Genomic DNA, 18,632 nt, shown 5'->3' on the forward strand with positions numbered 1-18,632 from the left:
GCGCAGGGAAGGCCGTGTGTTGGGCTTCACCTGTATGCTGCTGTGCGGTTTCCTGCGTGCACCTTTTTGCGCAGCAGACCGCGGGTGCCGCCGGCACCCGGCCTTCCCTGCGCCCTCTTGGACGAGAGGGCGGAGCGATCAAGCAAAGCTCGGGCGAAACACGCCGCGAGAACAAGAAGGCGTGTCTTGCCACCTCACGTTCGCTGTCATCGCCCGGTTCGACCGCACGACAGTTCCGAGACGGCAGCAGCACTTCGCGCTGCATCGCGTCCGGGATAGCGGGTCCGATCACCAGGAAATCGGAATTCGCTGCATGAGTCCGCCCAGGTCCGCATCCGGGCTCAGCGGCTGTCTATCGAGCGGCCGGTTGTTGTTGCTACGCGCGAACGAAGCACCGGGTGGAAAGGCATAGTCTGTGAACTTCCGCTCGCCGGGCAGCACTTCGGTCCCGCCATCCAGCCACGACCGCTTGCTCACATAGATGCGCGTTCGCGGACCGGATTGGTAAGACCGATTGGGGCCGCGCGGACCGTACTCGTAGACGGCATTCTGCGTCGTCTGTTGTTGATCGCGCTTGCCGGTGTTTGCGGCATGCGCGGTGAGGGTAGAACTGAGGAGGAGGGCGACCAGCACCGTTCTGGTCGCGACGAGCGCGTTCATCGGCAGATAATCCATGCATGTTCACGATGCCGCGGCCTCTCGCACCGGCGTGGGAGGCTGTAAAGAACTCTGGCGTTGCGCGATGTTGCTGCGCCCTTGTGCGGACTGGCGGCATGCCCGGCACGCGCATTGCGGTCGTTCGCTCCCGTAAGGCTCGCGCGGTCGGCATGGTGTCCGTATTGGCGCGGCTCATCCGCCCATCAATTTCAACGACCTGAAACAGTGCAGCAATCTGGAAGCCACATCGCGGCCACAGCCGTTTCGTTTCAGAGCAGCAGGTGCTCTTGAGGTGTGGAATGTCGGTTTGGCGGGCCTTGCTGATCGTGGTGGCGATGAGTGGTGTATCGATTGCGAGTTCAATTCCAGCGGTGCTATTGCCGCAGCCGGCGTCCGCGCAGAACGTGGACACGATCGTGGTCGAGGGTAACCGCCGCGTCGATGCCGAGACGATCCGCTCCTACTTCCGGCCCGCCGCGGGAGGCCGCCTCGATCAACCGGCCGTCGATGAGGGAATCAAGGCTTTGATCGGGACAGGCCTGTTCCAGGACGTGAAGATCAGTCGGGCCGGCGGCCGCCTCGTGGTATCGGTGGTGGAGAACGCCGTGATCGGTCGCGTCGCCTTCGAAGGCAACAAGAAAATCAAGGACGAGCAACTCTCGGCCGAGATCCAGTCCAAGCCGCGCGGGACCTTCTCGCGGGCGCTGGTGCAATCCGACACGTTGCGTATCGCCGAGATCTATCGGCGCTCGGGCCGCTACGACGTGCGCGTCACGCCCGAGATCATCGAGCAGCCGAACAGCCGCGTCGACCTCATCTTCACGATCGAGGAGGGCGGCAAGACTCCGGTCAAGTCGGTCGAGTTCATCGGTAATAGTGCATTCTCGGCCTCGCGCCTGCGCGACGTCATCAAGACTCGCGAGAGCAACCTGCTCAGCTTCCTCGCCAGCAACGACATCTACGATCCTGATCGCGTCGAGGCCGATCGCGACCTGATTCGCCGCTTCTATCTCAAGAATGGGTTCGCCGACGTCCAGGTCGTCGCAGCGCTTACAGAATACGATCCCGAGAAGAAGGGCTTTCTCGTCACCTTCAAGATCGAGGAAGGACGGCAATATCGAGTTGGATCGGTCGACTTCCGTTCCAGCATTCCCAGTTTCGACGCCGGTTCGCTCCACACCTATTCGCGCGTCAACGTCGGCTCGCTCTATAACGTCGAAGCGATCGAGAAGTCGACCGAGGAGATGCAAATCGAGGCCTCGCGCCGCGGCTACGCCTTTGCCGTGGTTCGCCCCGCCGGCGACCGCAATTTCGAGGCGCACACCGTATCCGTCGTGTTCAACGTCGACGAAGGTCCGCGGACCTATATCGAGCGCATCGACCTGCGCGGCAACACGCGCACGCGCGATTACGTGATCCGCCGCGAATTCGATCTCTCGGAGGGCGACGCCTACAACCGTGCGCTGGTCGACCGCGCCGAACGGCGGCTGAAGAACCTCGACTTTTTCAAGAGCGTCAAGATCGTCACTGAGCCCGGCTCCTCCAGCGATCGCGTGATCCTGATCGTCGATATGGAAGAAAAGTCGACAGGCGACTTCTCCGTCTCGGGCGGCTATTCCACCAGCGACGGTGCGCTGGCCGAGGTCTCGATCTCCGAGCGCAACCTGCTCGGTCGCGGTCTGTACGGCAAGGCGTCGGTCAGCTACGGCCAATATTCGCGCGGCATATCGTTGTCCTTCGTCGAGCCCTATCTGCTCGGCTACCGGATCGCGCTCGGTTTCGACACATATTGGAAGCAGCAGAAGTCGAACAGCTATACGAGCTACGGCGTGACCACGCTTGGCTTCTCTCCCCGGATTGGGCTGGCCTTGCGAGAGGACCTCTCACTCCAACTCCGCTATTCGCTCTATCAGCAGAGCATCACGCTGGCCAGCGCCTACAACAACTGCAACAACAACGCGTCCAACCCCTCGCTCGCGTACAATCCCACACCGGCCTACATCCAGAGCGTACTGGGGGGCGCGGATCCGACCAACTCGACGGATTCGGGCGTCTATGGATATGGCTGCTACGGCGACGGCGAGTCGAGCCTGCCGGTTCGGAAAGAACTGGCCAACGGCGCGGCCTGGACCTCGGCGCTCGGCTACACGCTGAACTACAACACGCTGGACAACACCAGGAACCCGACGGACGGGTTGCTGGTCGACTTCAAGCAGGATTTTGCAGGTGTCGGCGGTGACGTCACCTATCTGAAGACGGCGTTGGACACCAAGTACTACACTCCGCTCGTGTCTGACATTGTGAGCGTGATCCATCTCCAGGGCGGTCTCCTCAGCAAGCTTGGTAACCAGGATCTGCGCATGCTGGATCACTTCCAGATGGGCCCGAACCTCGTGCGCGGCTTCGCGTCCAACGGCATTGGTCCGCGCGACATCACCTATCGGAGCCTGGGTGCGAGCGGCGATTCGCTTGGCGGCACGAAGTATTGGGGTGCCTCCATGGAGTTGCAGATGCCGTTCTGGTTCCTGCCCAAGGAAGTCGGTCTGAAGGGCGCGGTCTACGCCGATGCCGGATCGCTCTGGGGCTACCAGGGGCCGACCTCGTGGTCGGCGACGGGCGAAGTCAACACCAAGGCGTGCCCGACCTGCGGACTGCAATACGACGACGGCAATGTGGTGCGATCGTCGGTTGGCGTCGGCCTGATCTGGGCCTCGCCGTTTGGACCGCTGCGCTTCGACTATGCCGTGCCGATCACGAAGGGCAAGTACGACACCGTCCAGGAGTTCAGATTCGGCGGCGGCACGTCGTTCTAGCCCCCGAGTATCCGCCGGCAGGCATCGACGAAGACCTCTGCGCCGGTGACGATGTCGGCATCAGCGGTATTCTCGGTCCAGTGGTGACTGATGCCGCCGATTGATGGCACGAACAGCATGCCTGCGGGCATCACGGTCGCGAGCATCTGCGCATCGTGCCCGGCCCCGCTGGGCATGCGGATGGACCGGGCACCGGCGACGGCCTTGCTGGCTGCCTCGATCGCGTCCTGAAAGCCCGCATCCATCATTGCGGGCGCACCAGTGCGCAGCTTCGTGACCGTGACGGTGCAGGGGCCAATCGCACTGGCCTCGTCCGCCATGGTCCGCAGCAGCTGCTCCAGCCGCGCGATCACGGCCGGATCATCGTCGCGCATCTGGAACAGCATCTCTGCCCCGCCTGGAATGATGCTCGGTGCGCCCGGATCGAGCGTGATGCGACCGGTGGTCCAGACCGTGCGCGGGCCGCAGTCAGTCGGAAAGCGCTCGTCGATCGCGACGCAGAACTTGGCCAGGGCGAGCCCTGCGTCCTTGCGCACCGCCATGCGCGTCGTGCCGGCGTGGTTCTGCTCGCCGACAAAGTTGATCTGGTACTGCCAGATGCCCACGATGGACGTCACGACGCCGATGGCGAGGCGCCCGCTCTCGAGCGTGTCGCCTTGCTCGATATGGGCCTCCAGATACCCGACGTGTCGTCCCGGCTCGGCGGTTACGCGCGGGCGTCCCGCGAGGCCCATGTCGGCAAGGGCCTCGCGCATGGCGCGGCCGCTGGTGCGGTCACGCGCGGCATCGATTTCGGTGTCGGTCACTTGTCCGACATAGGAGCGCGAGCCGAGGAAATGACCAAAATGTCCTTCCTCGTCGCACCAGGCGGCGACTTCCACTGCGCCATTGAACGAAGGATCGGTGTTCAGCACGCGCGCAGCTTCCAGCGCGTAGACGACGCCGAGCGGGCCGTCGAGCCAGCCGGCGTAGTTCTGGCTCTCCAGATGCGAGCCTGCCAGCAGCTTGGGCCCATGCTTCGCGCTTGTGCCGAAGACATTGCCGATGCCGTCTACAGCCGCGGAGAGATTGGCCTCTGGCAGCTTCTGCACGAGCCATTCCAGGGAGAGCTTGTGCGGCTCTGAGAAGGTCGGCTTGTGCACGCCGGTCTTGTAGGCGCCAAAGGCGCGCAGCGCATGGAGGTCAGCGAGGACGCGATGTCCGTCGGCGCGAGTGTCAGGCATGTTCAGCAACCTTGAGCGCTTCAGCGCGGATCTCCTCGACCAACCGTTCCTTGAGCTGGACGAATTCCGGCGTGGTCTTGATCTTGTAGGAGCGGGGATGCGGCAGGTCCACATTGATCTCGGCCTTGATGCGGCCGGGACGCGCGCTCATGACGATGACGCGGCTGCCGAGGAAAATGGCTTCCTCGATGTCGTGGGTCACGAACAGCACCGTCTTCTGGTCACGCTCCCAGATCCCGAGCAGCATCTCCTGCATCAGCGCGCGCGTCTGGTTGTCGAGCGCACCGAAGGGCTCGTCGAGCAGCAGGATCTTCGGATCGTTGGCGAGCGCACGCGCAATGGCCGTGCGCTGCTGCATGCCGCCGGAAAGCTGCTTCGGCCAGTGGTTCTCGAAGCCCGACAACCCGACTTGGCGAATGAAGGCGTCCGCGACCTTGTTCCGCTCCGCCTCGGCCACGCCGCGCTCGCGCAGGCCGAAGGCGATGTTCTCGCGCACGGTCAGCCAGGGAAACAGCGTATAGGACTGGAACACCATGCCGCGATCGGCGCCCGGGCCGGTTACCTCGCGTCCGTCGAGCGTGACCCGTCCGCTGGTCGGACGGTCAAGGCCGGCGACGATGCGCAGCAGTGTGGATTTGCCGCAGCCGGAGGGGCCGAGGATGGTGACGAAGTCGTTGTTGCCGATGACGAGGTCGGTCGGCTCCAGCGCTTTCGTGGGCGCATTGCCGTGACGTGCGGGAAAGGTGCGAGAAACCTGTTCGATCCTGAGCGTCGTCATGCCAGCTTCCACGGAAAGAGCCAGGCGTTGAACGCCTTGAACAGAAAGTCCGAGACGAGGCCGATCAGGCCGATCACGATGATGCCGAAGATGATCTGGCCGGTGTTGAGCAGGGCCTGACTGTCGGTGATCATATGACCGATGCCTGAGGACGAGCCGATCAGTTCGGCGACGATGACATAGGTCCAGGCCCAGCCCAGCACCAGCCGCAGGATTTCGGCGATATCAGGCGCAGAGGAGGGCAGCAGCACGCGGCGGATGATGCCGCGATCGCCGGCGCCCAGCGTATAGGCTGCCTCGACAAGGTCGCGGCGCGTGGCGCCGACGGTCACCGCAACCATCAGGATCACCTGGAACACCGAGCCGATGAAGATGACGAGCAGTTTCTGCAACTCGCCGATGCCCGCCCACAGGATCAAGAGCGGGATGAAGGCGGAGGCAGGCAAGTAACGGGCGAAGGAGACGAACGGCTCGAGGAACGCTTCGACCGGCTTATAGGCGCCCATCAGAACGCCGAGCGGCACGGCGATGATTGCCGCGAGCGCGAAACCGCCGACGACGCGCCAGATCGTCATGCCGATGTCGAACAGGAAGCCGTGCTTGGTGAGGAGCTCAAGGCCTTCCTGCACCATGGTCAGCGGATTGGCGAGGAAGGTCTTCGACACATGGCCGCCGAACGTCGCCCAGGACCAGAGGGCGACGAACAGCACGAAGAACGCAAGGCCATAGGCCGCGCGCTGCCTCGATGTAACGGGATCCAGAGGGCGCATCAGACTGCTTATCCGAGAATCGACGCGCCGGTCCCGCACTCGGGCGGCACCGGCGGCGCGAAGGTGTTACTTGATGAAGCTGGCGTCGTAGAGGTCCTCGACCTTCGGCACGGCCTTGATGATTCCGATCTCGAGCAGGAGCTCGGCCGCCTCCTTGTTGAAGGTCAGGAAATCGCCGGCGAAGAACTTCTGGTTCGCGGCCTTGTCCTGCCAGCGCAGATACTTCGCCGAATTGCCGAACTGCTCGCCGGTCTGCTTCACGTCGGCGCCCATGATCTCGTAGGATTTGGCCTGGTCCTTGGCGATCATCTCGAGCGCCTCGAAATAGCTGTCGGCGAGGGCCTTGGCCGCCTTGGGATTCTCGGTCAGGAACTTCGGCGTGCAGCCGAAAGTATCCATGACCATCGGATAGTCGAGCGTGGTCGCTATGATCTTGCCCTTGTCGGGCGCTGCACGCACCGTCGAAAGATAAGGCTCATAGGTCATCGCGGCGTCGTTCTGCCCGGAAACGAAGGCCTGCGCAGCGGCAGCCGGCTCCAGGTTCACGACGGTGACGTCCTTCACGGACAGCCCGTTCTTCTTGAGCATCCAGGCCAGCGCAAAGTAGGGCGAGGTGCCTGGTGCGGAGGCGGCGACCGTCTTGCCCTTCAGGTCCTTGATCGCGGCGACGTCGTTGCGCACGGCCATGCCGTCGGCGCCATAGCTCTTGTCGAGCTGGAAGATCTGCTTGGTCGCAACACCGTTGGCGTTCCAGGAAATCCAGGTCTCGACCGTGGTCGCCGCGCACTGGATGTCGCCGGATGCGATGGCGAGATGGCGGTCCTTCTGCGGGATCTTCTTGATGGTGACGTCGAGGCCGTTCTTCTTGAAGATGCCGGCCTCCTTCGCCAGCGTCAGCGGCGCGAAGCCGGTCCATCCGGAAATGCCGATGCCGACCTTGACGCCGTCGGCGAGCGCGGGAGTGGAGGCGGCGAGAGCAATGATTGTCGCAAATACCTTTGAACTACGCATGATTGTCGTCCTCTTACAGATCGGTGGATTGACGTTCTGTTGATCACTGCCGGCCCATCCGGACCGTTGCTCGAAGCTTTGCACGATTTGTGCCGACATCTCCTCTCAGCCTCCCTTGAATCGTGCGACAAGGCGGTGAGAGTCACCGGGATAGAGCAGGCGCACGGCGGTGATCGTGCGCGCGCTGCGCCAGGTGTAGCGGTCGATCACGAGGCAGGGCGCGCCGACGGCGATGTCGAGCGCTTCCGCCGCGCGTTCGTCCGCAACGATGGCACTGATGGTGTGTTCCGCCTCCGTCCATGGGACATGGTGAAGCAGCCAGGAGCCGGGCGGCTCGCGCGAGAAATCCGCGGTCGCGGCATCAGGGACGGACGACAAATCGATCAGCCTGTCCTCGACGGCGAAGGGCACGTTGTCGGCGCTGTGCCGGCAGGCGATCGCGACGACCTTGCCGGCTTTCGAGACGCCGAGACGATCGCGGTCAGCGCTGGTCGCTGTCCGCAGCTTGCGTTGGATCAGCTCGTAGCCGTAGGTGCGGCCGAGCGCGGTAATTTCGGCGCGGATGTCCGCGATCTTGAGCACCGCCGACTGATGCTGCGGCCGCCGCACGAACGAGCCGGCCCGGCGGCGCCGCTCGATCAGATCGGCCTGTGCCAGCTCCGACAGTGCCTTGTTCACCGTCATGCGCGAGCAGCCGTAGCGTGCCACCAGTTCGTGCTCGAAAGGGATGCGGTGACCGGGCGGCCACTCGCCGGTCAGGATGCGCTTTTCGATGTCGGCGCGGATGCGCTTGTAGAGCGTCGGCTTATCGGTATCAGTCACGAGGCTCATGCGACGAGCCTCCGCACCGTCGCGTTGAATCGCTCGCGCGCGGCTTGGCGCAATCCGTGCCGGCCGCCTTCGACGACCTTGCGGCCGCCGGCCCAGACGCAATCGATCGCACCGCTGCCCGCCGCAAAGATCCAGCCGTCGATGGCGGCATCGCCGGTGCGTCCCGCCAGCGATGGATGCGACGTGTCAAGTGTGACAATGTCGGCGTGCGCACCTGGCGTGAGGCCCGCCTTCGTTTGCGCCAGCGCTTGGGCGCCGCCAGCGAGTGCGTGGTCGAACAACGTGCGACCGGTGGAACGTCCGGCGCCGCTTGAGAGCACGTTGCGCTGGCGATGCTGCAGCCGCTGGCCATATTCGAGCTGGCGCAGTTCATCGGCGACGCCGACCAGCACGTTGGAATCGGTGCCCACGCCGAATGCGCCACCTGCGGCGAGAAATTCGTGCGCCGGGAATATGCCGTCCCCGAGGCTCGCTTCGGTGACAGGACAGAGGCCGGCGACCGCACCCGTTTCGGCAAATGCGCTGATCTCTTGGTCGGTCATGTGGGTTGCGTGGATGAGGCACCAGCGCTGGTCGACCGGCGCGTGCTCCAGCAGCCATTGCACCGGGCGCCGCCCGGACCAGGCCAGGCAATCCTGGACCTCCTTCACCTGCTCAGCTGCGTGAATGTGCACCGGCCCGCCGTCGGCCAGCGGAACGATCGCCGTGAGCTCGTCCGGCGTCACCGCGCGCAGGCTGTGCGGCGCAATGCCGATATTGCCGCCAGGCAATGCTGCGACCGCCTTGCGCGATGCGGCCATCAATGCGGCGAACTGATCGACCGAGCAGACGAAGCGGCGCTGGCCGGCATGAGGTGCAGCACCGCCGAAGGAGCCGTGCGCATAAAAGCTGGGCAGCAGCGTGAGGGCAATGCCCGACGCCTCGGCAGCCTGCGCAATCTTCGTAGCCATTTCGGCGACGTCGGCATAGGGCGAGCCGTCGCGATCATGATGCAAGTAATGAAATTCGCCGACACGGGTAAAACCCTGCTCGAGCATCTCGACATAGAGCAGCGTCGCAACAGCCGCGACGTCGTCCGGCGTCATTGCGAGCGCGAAGCGATACATTGTTTCGCGCCAGGTCCAAAACGTGTCGGTGGAATCGCCGCGCAGCTCGGCCAGCCCCGCCATGCCACGCTGGAAGGCGTGGCTGTGCAGGCTCGCCAATCCCGGAAGCGCGATGGCGTGGCGCTCGTCCCCGACAGCCGGCGCCACGCCCGGCATCACCTCTGCGATCGTGCCGGCGGTGATCACCACCTGCACGTCATGGGCCCAGCCTGAAGGCAGGAGCGCGGAGGCGAAATGCAGTCGGGACATGATTGATGACACGCCGGCTGGACAGAACGGTCCCACGATTATATGTCTAGACATATAAGTCAAGCATCCCACGCGAAGGGACCGTTGCATGGCAGAGCGCTTCGACCGGATCTGGCACAATGCCCGGCTCGCCACGATGCGGGCCGACCGTCCCGATCTCGGCGAGATCGAGCTTGGCGTGATCGCAGCGCTCGGTGGCCGGATCGTCTATGCCGGAGCGCAGGCCGATTTTCCGGCGGACGCCGATGCGATTGAGCGGATCGACTGCGACGGACGCTGGATCACCCCCGGCCTCATCGACTGCCACACTCATCTCGTCTACGGCGGCAACCGCGCGCACGAATTCGAGTTGCGCCTGAAGGGCGCGAGCTATGAGGAGGTCGCGCGCGCCGGCGGCGGGATCGTGTCGACCGTGGCCGCGACGCGCAGGGCGAGCGAGGCGGACCTCATCGCGAGCGCGTTGCCGCGGCTCGATGCGCTGATCGCCGAGGGCGTCACCACGATCGAAATCAAGTCCGGCTATGGTCTCGACACTGAAACCGAGATGCGCCAGCTCGCCGCCGCGCGCAACCTTGGCCGTCAGCGTCCGGTTGCGATCCGTACCTCCTTTCTCGGTGCACATGCGCTACCGGTCGAGGCTGATGGCGACAAAGACCGTTACATCGACCTTGTCTGCAAGGAGATGCTGCCGGCGGTGGCAAGGACTGGACTTGCCGATGCTGTCGATGCGTTCATGGAAGGCATCGCGTTTTCCGCCGACCAGACCGCTCGGGTGTTCGAGACGGCGAGGGGACTTGGACTGCCAGTCAAGCTCCATGCCGACCAGCTGTCGAATCTTGGCGGTGCCGCACTCGCCGCGAAGTTCTCGGCGCTCTCGGCTGATCATCTGGAGCACACCGACGAAGCCGGCGCTGCCGCAATGGCGAGATCTGGAACGGTGGCCGTGCTGTTGCCTGGTGCGTTCTACTTCATCCGCGAGACGCAGAAACCGCCGGTCGAGACGTTTCGCGAGGCCGGCGTCCACATGGCGTTAGCGACCGACTGCAATCCCGGCAGCTCGCCGCTGACCTCGCTGCTGCTCGCGATGAACATGGGCGCGACGCTGTTCCGGATGACGGTCGCCGAATGCATCATCGGCGTCACCCGTGAAGGCGCACGGGCACTCGGCGTGGTCGATGAAACCGGCACGCTGGAAGCAGGCAAATGGTGTGACCTTGCGATCTGGGACATCGAGCGCCCGGCCGAGCTGGTCTATCGCATCGGCTTCAATCCGTTGCATCGCCGGGTCTGGAGGGGACAGTGACGGAGCAGAACGCAGCGATCGTCGTCACCCCAGGAACGGTCGGTCTTGATGACCTCGCGTGTGTGCTCGAAGGTGCGCCCGTTGTGCTCGATGCCTCGTTCTGGCCGCGCGTGGAGGCCGCGGCGGAAATTGTCGCGAAGGCGGCGCGAGCTGACACGCCGGTCTACGGCATCAACACAGGCTTTGGGAAGCTGGCGTCGAAGCGCATTCCGCCCGATCAGACTGCACGGCTCCAGCGCAACCTGATCCTCTCGCATTGCTGCGGTGTCGGCCAGCCGACACCCGAGCCGATTGTTCGCCTGATGATGGCGCTGAAGATCGTCTCGCTGGGTCGCGGCGCCTCCGGCGTTCGCCGCGAGGTGATCAAGCAGCTGCAGGACATGTTGGCGCAGGCCGTCCATCCGCTGGTGCCGCAGCAGGGCTCCGTCGGTGCCTCTGGAGATCTTGCACCGCTGGCGCACATGGCGGCCGTGATGATCGGCGAAGGGCAGGCGATCATCGACGGGAAAACCGTATCCGGCGCCGAGGCCCTCAAGCGCGCGGGCCTCACGCCGCTGACGCTTGGTCCCAAGGAAGGCCTCGCGCTGATCAACGGCACGCAGTTCTCGACGGCTTATGCCGTCTCAGGCGTGCTGCGCGCGTTTCGCCTGGCGCGCGCGGCTCTCGTGACCGGTGCATTGTCGGTGGACGCGGCCATGGCCTCGACGGCGCCGTTCCGCCCCGAGATCCAGGCATTGCGGGGCCATGCCGGGCAGATCGCGGCGGCCGCGACGCTGGTCGCGTTGCTCGACGGCAGCGACATCCGCCTGTCTCACCTCGAAGGTGACGAGCGCGTGCAGGATCCCTATTGCCTGCGCTGTCAGCCACAGGTTGCCGGCGCAGCGCTCGATCTGATCACGCAAGCCGCGCGCACGCTGATCGTTGAGGCCAATGCAGTCACCGACAATCCGCTCGTCCTGGTCGAGACCGGCGAGATCGTCTCCGGCGGTAACTTCCACGCCGAGCCGGTGGCCTTTGCTGCCGATGCGATCGCGCTGGCTCTGTCCGAGATCGGCGCGATCAGCGAGCGGCGCATCGCGACGTTGGTCGATCCCGCGCTCAATTTCGGCTTGCCACCGTTCCTTACCCCCGATCCCGGCCTCAATTCCGGATTCATGATCGCCGAAGTCACCGCCGCGGCGCTCTATGCCGAGAACAAGCAGCGCGCGCTCGCCTGCTCTATCGACTCGACGCCAACCAGCGCCAATCAGGAGGACCATGTCTCGATGGCCGCGCATGCCGCGCGGCGGCTGTCCGACATGGCCGACAATCTCGCCGCCATCCTCGGCATCGAGCTCCTGGTCGCAGCCCAAGGCATCACGCTGCGCGCGCCGCATGCGACCAGCAGGCCGCTGGCTGCCGTTATGACTGCATTGCGCGAGCAGGTGCCCGCACTCGGTGCTGACCGCTACATGGCCGGCGATCTTGCCAGGGCCGCCGCATTGATCGAAGCCGACGCTCTCCCGGCCATTGCGATCACCACACTTCCATCCGATCCGTTTCCGAGACTCGATTAAGAGGTCTGCATGAACCGCCGACTGGATAATGACCGCACCATTCGTGCCCCCCGCGGCAGCGAGATCAGTGCCAAGAGCTGGCTCACGGAAGCGCCGTTGCGCATGCTGATGAACAATCTCGATCCTGATGTCGCGGAGCGCCCGAGCGAACTCGTGGTCTATGGCGGCATCGGCCGCGCCGCACGCGACTGGGAGAGTTTCGACCGGATCGCGGCGGCTCTGCGCAAGCTCGAAGCGGACCAGACGCTGCTGGTCCAGTCCGGCAAGCCGGTCGGCGTGTTCCGTACCCATGCCGACGCCCCCCGCGTGCTGATCGCGAATTCGAACATCGTGCCGCATTGGGCAACGCTCGATCATTTCAATGAGCTCGATCGCAAGGGCCTGATGATGTACGGCCAGATGACCGCGGGCTCCTGGATCTATATCGGCAGCCAGGGCATCGTGCAGGGCACCTACGAGACCTTCGTCGAGGTCGGCCGTCGCCACTATGGCGGCAGCCTCGCCGGCAAATGGATTCTCACCGCCGGCTTAGGCGGCATGGGCGGTGCACAGCCGCTGGCAGCAACCATGGCCGGTGCTTCGATGCTCGCGGTCGAATGCCAGCCGAGCCGCATCGAGATGCGCTTGCGCACCGGCTATCTCGATCGCCAGGCCGCGAGCCTCGACGAGGCGCTCGCGATCATGGCGGATTCGGCGAAGACGATGAAGGCGGTATCGGTCGGCCTGCTCGGCAACGCAGCGGAGATCTTTCCGGAACTCGTGCGCCGCGGCGTCAAGCCCGACATCGTCACCGACCAGACCAGCGCACACGATCCGATCAACGGATATTTGCCGAAGGGCTGGACGCTGGCGGAGTGGGAAGCAAAGCGCGCTTCCGATCCCAAGGGAGTCGAACGCGCATCGAAGACCTCGATGGTCGAGCACGTCCAGGCCATGCTGGATTTCCACGCGCTGGGCATCCCGACACTCGACTACGGCAACAACATCCGCCAGATGGCGCAGGACATGGGCCTGAAGAACGCCTTCGATTTCCCAGGCTTCGTCCCCGCCTATATCCGCCCCTTGTTCTGTCGTGGCGTCGGGCCGTTCCGCTGGGCCGCGCTTTCAGGGGATCCAGAGGACATCTTCAGGACCGATGCCAAGGTCAAGGAACTGATGCCGGACGACAAGCATCTGCACAATTGGCTCGATATGGCCAAGCAACGCATCAAGTTCCAGGGCCTGCCTGCGCGCATCTGCTGGGTCGGTCTTGGCGATCGTCATCGCCTGGGCCTTGCCTTCAACGAGATGGTGGCGCGCGGCGAACTGAAAGCGCCCATCGTGATCGGCCGCGATCATCTCGACAGCGGCTCGGTGGCGAGCCCCAACCGCGAGACCGAGGCGATGAAGGACGGATCGGACGCGGTGTCCGACTGGCCGCTGCTCAACGCCTTGCTCAATTGCGCCAGCGGCGCGACCTGGGTCTCGCTGCATCATGGCGGCGGCGTCGGCATTGGTTATTCCCAGCACGCCGGCATGGTGATCGTTGCCGACGGTACGCCGGAAGCGGCAGAGCGGATCGAGCGCGTGCTCTGGAACGATCCCGCCAGTGGCGTCATGCGGCATGCCGACGCCGGTTACGACATCGCGATCGACTGCGCCCGCGACAAGGGGCTCGATCTGCCGAGCATGGCGAGCTAGCGGCCTCAGTCGCTTTCCAGGAGCCTTGGCATCGTCGTCTTGGCGCCGTCCATGAAAGTCCGGACCGCGTCGCGGACAATGGCGTCGAGGTCGGATGGAATTGGCGTCGCGTAGATGAACTTGCGAATGGCGAGATAGAAGATGCGGCCGTGCAGGCCCCAGAACAGCTCGGTCTCGCGCTCGCTCAAGGCGTGAACCTCTGTCCCGGGCAGCTTCAGCTCATGACGCAGCTCGGCCGCCGCCGGCTCGATGATCTCGCGGCGGACGATGTCGAGATAGCGGCTGGTGATGCCGAACGACTTCATGCCGGAGAACACGAAGATCCGTACCCAGTTATATTCGAACACGCGGTCGACATAGTCGAGATAGAAACGCGTGAGCCGGGCCTCCAGCGGCAGGGCCCGCTCGCGGATCATGGCACCCCAGTCGGGCGACCAGCGGCTGAGATAAACCTCCTGATAGACTCGCTCGATCAGCGCCTCCTTGCTCGGGAAGTGCCGGTAGATTGCCGAATGTGTGATGCCCATCCGCTTGGCGAGCTCACGTGTCTGGCCTTCGAAGCCGTGCTCGGCGAAGAAACGGATCGCCTCCTCGACGATCGCACGCTCGCGATCTGCCGCACGCATGTTGCGGCGCTTTGGCGCAGACTTGCTGCCTGCCTCGGTCCGCTTGCGGACCGGTCGTTTCGCGGTTCTCTGCGCTTTTCGGGCCATTTCGTCGATGAATCGCACGTATCGAGTCCTTCTTAGCCCAAGGTGCATTTGTGACCAAATGGTCATTTCCTATTGACCGATCCTGGGCGGCGTGTCAGGATTTTGAGACCAGATGGTTACAAATCTGACGTCCCGGCTGATGAGCCGACGGATCTCGAGGAAACGGCAGTGAAGGCGAGGGCTTTCAGCTATTTTCGTGCTGCGACCATCGATCAGGCGCTGGACGCTCACGCGCGCGCAGGGGACGATGCTCGCTTCATTGCCGGCGGCCAGAGCCTCGTGCCGGCGCTTTCGCTTCGGCTGCAGGCGCCGCGGCTCTTGATCGACATCACCCACATCGACGAGCTTCGCGGGGTCAGGCGCGAAGGCGGTTACCTGCGCATCGGCGCGCTGACACGTCATTGCGAGATGCTGACTGAGGCGTCGATCGCCGAGTCCGCCCCGCTCTTGCACGTGGCGGCGCCGTTCGTCGCCCATCCCGCGATCCGCAACCGCGGCACTATTGGCGGCAGCGTTGCGCTCGCCGACCCCGCTTCTGAATTTCCGGCGATGACGCTGGCGCTGGACGCCGAGATCGAGATCGTCGGTCCCTCAGGTCGCCGCCGCGTCAAGGCCGATGATTTCTTCATCGACCTGTTCGAGACGGCGCTGCAACCCGGAGAGCTGATTGCGGCGATCCACGTTCCACTGTTCAGGGCCGATCAGCGCTTTGCGTTCGATGAGCTGGCGCGGCGGCGCGGAGACTACGCGCTGGTCGGTTGCGGGATCATGGCGACGTGTCAGGGCAGCCGCATCGAGGACATCCGCATCTCGTTCTTTTCCGTCGGAAATACGCCGACACGGGTGAAGGGGGCTGAACGCGCCCTGATCGGCGCGCGTCTCGATGTTGAGCGTATCGCGGCCGCGCAACGAGCGCTCGAATGCGATCTCGCCCCGCCCGAGGGTGACGAGGTGCCGCCGGCCATGCGGCTGCATCTTGCCCGCGTGCTGCTTGGCCGCCTACTCGGACGTCTTGGAGAGGGCGCATGAGCGGCTTCGACGAGACCCTGTTGGGTGAGGCCGACGAGACAGTGCGGGTGCGTTTCGTCGTCAACGGCCGCAAGGTCGCCTGCGAGGTCGCGCCGCGCGAGACGCTGGTCGACTGCCTGCGCGAAAAGCTCGAGCTGACGGGCACGCATGCCGGCTGCGAGATGGGCGCCTGCGGTGCCTGCCTGATCCAGCTCGACGGCCGCGCCGTGCATTCCTGCCTTATCTTCGCGGTGCAGGCCGACGGCGCCAGGATCGATACAATCGAGGGGCTGTCGGAGAGCGGCGTGATTGCGGACCTCCAGGCCGAATTCCACCGCCGAAACGCGCTGCAATGCGGCTTCTGCACGCCGGGTATGCTGGTCAATGCGGAAGAACTGCTGTCGCTTGTGGCGCAGCCGAGCCGCGAGCAGATCCGCGATGCGTTGTCGGGCAATTATTGTCGCTGCACAGGCTATGAGGCGATCATCGACGCCATCTACGCGGTGGCCAAAGCGCGCTCCGGCGGAGTCACCACATGAGCGCGCCTCTGATTTCGCTCGACCGGCCCAATTCCTATATCGGCCGTTCCCTGCCGCGGCCGAATGCCAAGCGCCTGCTTGCCGGGCGAGGCCGGTATGTCAGCGATCTCCATCTGCCACGCATGCTCCATGCTGCGTTCCTGCGCAGTCCGCATGCCCATGCGAAGATCGTTTCGATCAATACCGACGCAGTGCGCGCGGTCGAAGGTGTGCATCTCGTCGCGACGGGGCCGGATCTCGCAAAGATCTGCACGCCCTGGATCGGCACGCTCGACCATTTCAAGGGCATGACCTCTTCACCGCAATTGCCGCTGCCGCTGGATCGCGTGGTCTGGTCCGGGCAGGCGGTGGTCGCCGTCGTCGCTGAAAGTCGCGCGATCGCGGAAGATGCGCTCGAGCTGATCGAGGTCAACTACGAGGAGCTTCCCGTCGTCGTCGATGTCGACGGCGCGCGTGAGGTCGGCAGCCCCTTGGTCAATCCGGGCAGTGCCAATAACGTTTGCTTCCGCAGCCAGCTTGATAACGGCGCTGTCGACGACGCGTTTGCGAAAGCCTCCCATGTGGTGGAGGAGGAGTTCTCCTTCGGCCGCCATACAGCGGTGACGCTCGAGCCGCGCGCCATCGTCGCCGACTACGATCCGGCAGCCGGCATGCTGACCGTGCATCATGCGACGCAAACGCCATACCAATTCCAGGACCTCTACTCGCGGCACTACGGCATTCCCGAGGCCCGCGTTCGCGTGATCGCGACCGACATTGGCGGCTCCTTCGGGATGAAGCTGCACGTCTATCATGAGGACATGGCGGTGGTCGGGCTCTCGATCCTGCTGGGACGGCCTGTCAAGTATGTCGCCGACCGTATCGAATCCTTCGTCTCCGATATCCACGCCCGCGACCACCGCGTCCGCGCGCGCATGGCGCTGGACGCCAGGGGCGGGATTCTCGCAATGGACGTTGTGGATCTGACCGCGATCGGCGCTTTCTCGACCTATCCGCGCACCAGCGTGGTCGAGGGCAACCAGGTGATCCGCCTGATCGGCGCGCCCTATTGCTTCAGGAACTACCGCGCCACGCTGGAGGTGATCTTTCAGAACAAGGTGCAGACCAGTCAGTACCGCGCCGTCGGCCATCCCATTGCCTGTGCCGTCACCGAGCGGCTGCTCGACATGGCGGCAAGCAAGGTCGGCCTCGATCCCTTCGCCATACGCGCGCAGAATGTCATTGCCGACGATGCCTATCCGCATACCTCGCCGACCGGCTACCGTTTCGAGGCGCTGTCGCATCAGGCCTGCCTCAAGCGCCTGCATGAGATCATGGACTATGACTCGCTGCGAGCCGAGCAGGCGGACTTGCGCAAGCGCGGCGTCTATCGCGGCATCGGCATTGCCACGTTCGTCGAGATCACCAATCCCAGCCCGGCATTCTATGGGGTTGGCGGCGCCCGCATCTCCTCTCAGGATGGCGCGATCGTCAGCCTGACGCCGTCAGGTGAGGTGCGTTGCCTGATCTCGGTCACCGAGCAGGGGCAGGGCACCGAGTCGATCATCGGCCAGATTGTGGCCGATCAGCTCGGCCTCGCGCAGGAGCGCATCAAGGTCATCACGGGAGATACCGAGGTGACGCCGCATGGTGGTGCCACCTGGGCCTGCCGCGGTGCCGGCATCGGCGGGGAAACCGCGCTGCAGTCCGCCCGCGCGCTCAAGCGTAACATCCTGGAGATCGCGGCGCTCGTCCTGCAGGAGCAGCCGTCCGCGCTCGACATCGTCGATGGCGAGGTCGTGGACGCGTCGACCCGGAACCAGCGGATGCCGATCTCCGAGATCGCGCGCATCGTCTACTTCCGTTCTGATACGCTGCCACCCGGTACGCAGGCTCAGCTCACCGTCAGCCATCATTTCGCGCCGCAGGGCTATCCGTTCGCCTTCACGAACGGCATTCAGGGCTGCCTGCTCGAGGTCGACGTCGAGACCGGCTTCGTCAAGCTTCTCAAGCATTTCATTGTCGAGGACTGCGGCCGTGTCATCAATCCGATGCTGGTGGACGAGCAGCTCCGCGGTGGCATCGTGCAGGGGCTCGGTGCAGCATTATTCGAGGAGTGCCGATATAGCGAGACCGGCCAGCTCGTGAACGGCTCGCTCGCCGACTACCTCGTGCCGATGCCGATGGAGATGCCCGACATAGTCATCGCCCATGTCGAGACGCCGACCGCCGACACCGAGCTCGGCGCAAAGGGTGTCGGCGAGGCCGGCACCGCAGCTGCGTCTGCCTGCGTGCTCAATGCCGTCAACGATGCACTCGCGCCGCTGGGCGCGACCATCAACTCCATCCCGATTACGCCCGCAAGAGTCCTAAAAGCCCTGAAGCGATTCTAGAAAAAAGACAGTTGGAGGAGATC

At 64.4% G+C, this 18,632-nt stretch carries 15 protein-coding genes; 7 read left to right on the plus strand and 8 right to left on the minus strand.

Features of this window, described 5'->3' with window-relative positions; translation table 11 throughout:
* Positions 1-288: 288 nt before the first annotated feature.
* Positions 289-675: a hypothetical protein gene (locus ASG57_RS18210; RefSeq protein ID WP_057196920.1), complete on the minus strand. Its 387-nt coding sequence runs from the start codon at positions 673-675 to the stop codon at positions 289-291.
* A 317-nt stretch (positions 676-992) separates the two neighbouring features.
* Between ASG57_RS18210 and bamA the strand changes: the two genes are divergently transcribed.
* Positions 993-3,470 carry an outer membrane protein assembly factor BamA gene (bamA, locus tag ASG57_RS18215; RefSeq protein WP_502690802.1) on the plus strand — a complete coding sequence of 826 codons (2,478 nt, stop codon included), beginning with the start codon at positions 993-995 and terminating at the stop codon, positions 3,468-3,470.
* Here the strand turns inward: bamA and ASG57_RS18220 are convergent.
* The 6 genes from ASG57_RS18220 to ASG57_RS18245 all read right to left on the minus strand — a co-directional run bounded on the left by ASG57_RS18220 (position 3,467) and on the right by ASG57_RS18245 (position 9,438).
* Positions 3,467-4,693 carry a Zn-dependent hydrolase gene (locus tag ASG57_RS18220; protein WP_057196922.1) on the minus strand — a complete coding sequence of 409 codons (1,227 nt, stop codon included), beginning with the start codon at positions 4,691-4,693 and terminating at the stop codon, positions 3,467-3,469. The genes bamA and ASG57_RS18220 overlap by 4 nt on opposite strands.
* Positions 4,686-5,471: an ABC transporter ATP-binding protein gene (locus ASG57_RS18225; protein ID WP_024342593.1), complete on the minus strand. Its 786-nt coding sequence runs from the start codon at positions 5,469-5,471 to the stop codon at positions 4,686-4,688. Before ASG57_RS18225 ends, ASG57_RS18220 begins: the two co-directional genes overlap by 8 nt.
* Complete coding sequence (locus ASG57_RS18230; protein ID WP_024342592.1) at positions 5,468-6,241, minus strand: ABC transporter permease; 774 nt, start codon at positions 6,239-6,241, stop codon at positions 5,468-5,470. The genes ASG57_RS18225 and ASG57_RS18230 overlap by 4 nt, the downstream gene beginning before the upstream one ends.
* A gap of 66 nt (positions 6,242-6,307) precedes the next feature.
* Entirely contained in the window at positions 6,308-7,252 is a 945-nt protein-coding gene (locus ASG57_RS18235; RefSeq protein WP_024342591.1) for an ABC transporter substrate-binding protein, read from the minus strand.
* Positions 7,253-7,357: 105 nt separating this feature from the next.
* Positions 7,358-8,083: a histidine utilization transcriptional repressor HutC gene (gene hutC, locus ASG57_RS18240; RefSeq protein ID WP_057196923.1), complete on the minus strand. Its 726-nt coding sequence runs from the start codon at positions 8,081-8,083 to the stop codon at positions 7,358-7,360.
* Positions 8,080-9,438 (minus strand): formimidoylglutamate deiminase, encoded by a 1,359-nt coding sequence (locus tag ASG57_RS18245; protein WP_057196924.1) that lies wholly within the window; start codon positions 9,436-9,438, stop codon positions 8,080-8,082. The genes hutC and ASG57_RS18245 overlap by 4 nt, the downstream gene beginning before the upstream one ends.
* Before the next feature lie 88 nt (positions 9,439-9,526).
* Here ASG57_RS18245 and hutI point away from each other — a divergent pair, with 88 nt between their 5' ends.
* From hutI to hutU, 3 genes are read left to right on the plus strand one after another with little or no spacing between them, the layout of a single operon-like run.
* Positions 9,527-10,741 (plus strand): imidazolonepropionase, encoded by a 1,215-nt coding sequence (hutI, locus tag ASG57_RS18250; protein ID WP_057196925.1) that lies wholly within the window; start codon positions 9,527-9,529, stop codon positions 10,739-10,741.
* Positions 10,738-12,297, plus strand: coding sequence for a histidine ammonia-lyase (gene hutH / locus ASG57_RS18255; RefSeq protein ID WP_057196926.1), 1,560 nt, complete (start codon positions 10,738-10,740; stop codon positions 12,295-12,297). Before hutI ends, hutH begins: the two co-directional genes overlap by 4 nt.
* A 9-nt stretch (positions 12,298-12,306) precedes the next feature.
* Complete coding sequence (gene hutU, locus ASG57_RS18260; RefSeq protein ID WP_024342586.1) at positions 12,307-13,977, plus strand: urocanate hydratase; 1,671 nt, start codon at positions 12,307-12,309, stop codon at positions 13,975-13,977.
* Between the two features lie 5 nt (positions 13,978-13,982).
* Here the strand turns inward: hutU and ASG57_RS18265 are convergent, their stop codons facing one another.
* Complete coding sequence (locus ASG57_RS18265) at positions 13,983-14,603, minus strand: TetR/AcrR family transcriptional regulator (protein WP_057196960.1); 621 nt, start codon at positions 14,601-14,603, stop codon at positions 13,983-13,985.
* Positions 14,604-14,858: 255 nt separating this feature from the next.
* On the opposite strand from ASG57_RS18265, the gene ASG57_RS18270 reads away from it, so the two are divergent.
* The 3 genes from ASG57_RS18270 to ASG57_RS18280 are packed head-to-tail and all read left to right on the plus strand — an operon-like array spanning position 14,859 to position 18,609.
* The gene (locus ASG57_RS18270) at positions 14,859-15,719 is read left to right on the plus strand and encodes an FAD binding domain-containing protein (RefSeq protein ID WP_024342584.1); all 861 of its coding nucleotides are present in this window, start codon (positions 14,859-14,861) and stop codon (positions 15,717-15,719) included.
* Complete coding sequence (locus ASG57_RS18275) at positions 15,716-16,237, plus strand: (2Fe-2S)-binding protein (RefSeq protein ID WP_024342583.1); 522 nt, start codon at positions 15,716-15,718, stop codon at positions 16,235-16,237. The genes ASG57_RS18270 and ASG57_RS18275 overlap by 4 nt, the downstream gene beginning before the upstream one ends.
* Positions 16,234-18,609, plus strand: coding sequence for a xanthine dehydrogenase family protein molybdopterin-binding subunit (locus ASG57_RS18280; RefSeq protein ID WP_057196927.1), 2,376 nt, complete (start codon positions 16,234-16,236; stop codon positions 18,607-18,609). Before ASG57_RS18275 ends, ASG57_RS18280 begins: the two co-directional genes overlap by 4 nt.
* Positions 18,610-18,632 lie beyond the last annotated feature (23 nt).

Origin of the sequence: Bradyrhizobium sp. Leaf396 (genome assembly GCF_001424605.1) — a bacterium.
Lineage (GTDB): Bacteria > Pseudomonadota > Alphaproteobacteria > Rhizobiales > Xanthobacteraceae > Bradyrhizobium > Bradyrhizobium japonicum_C.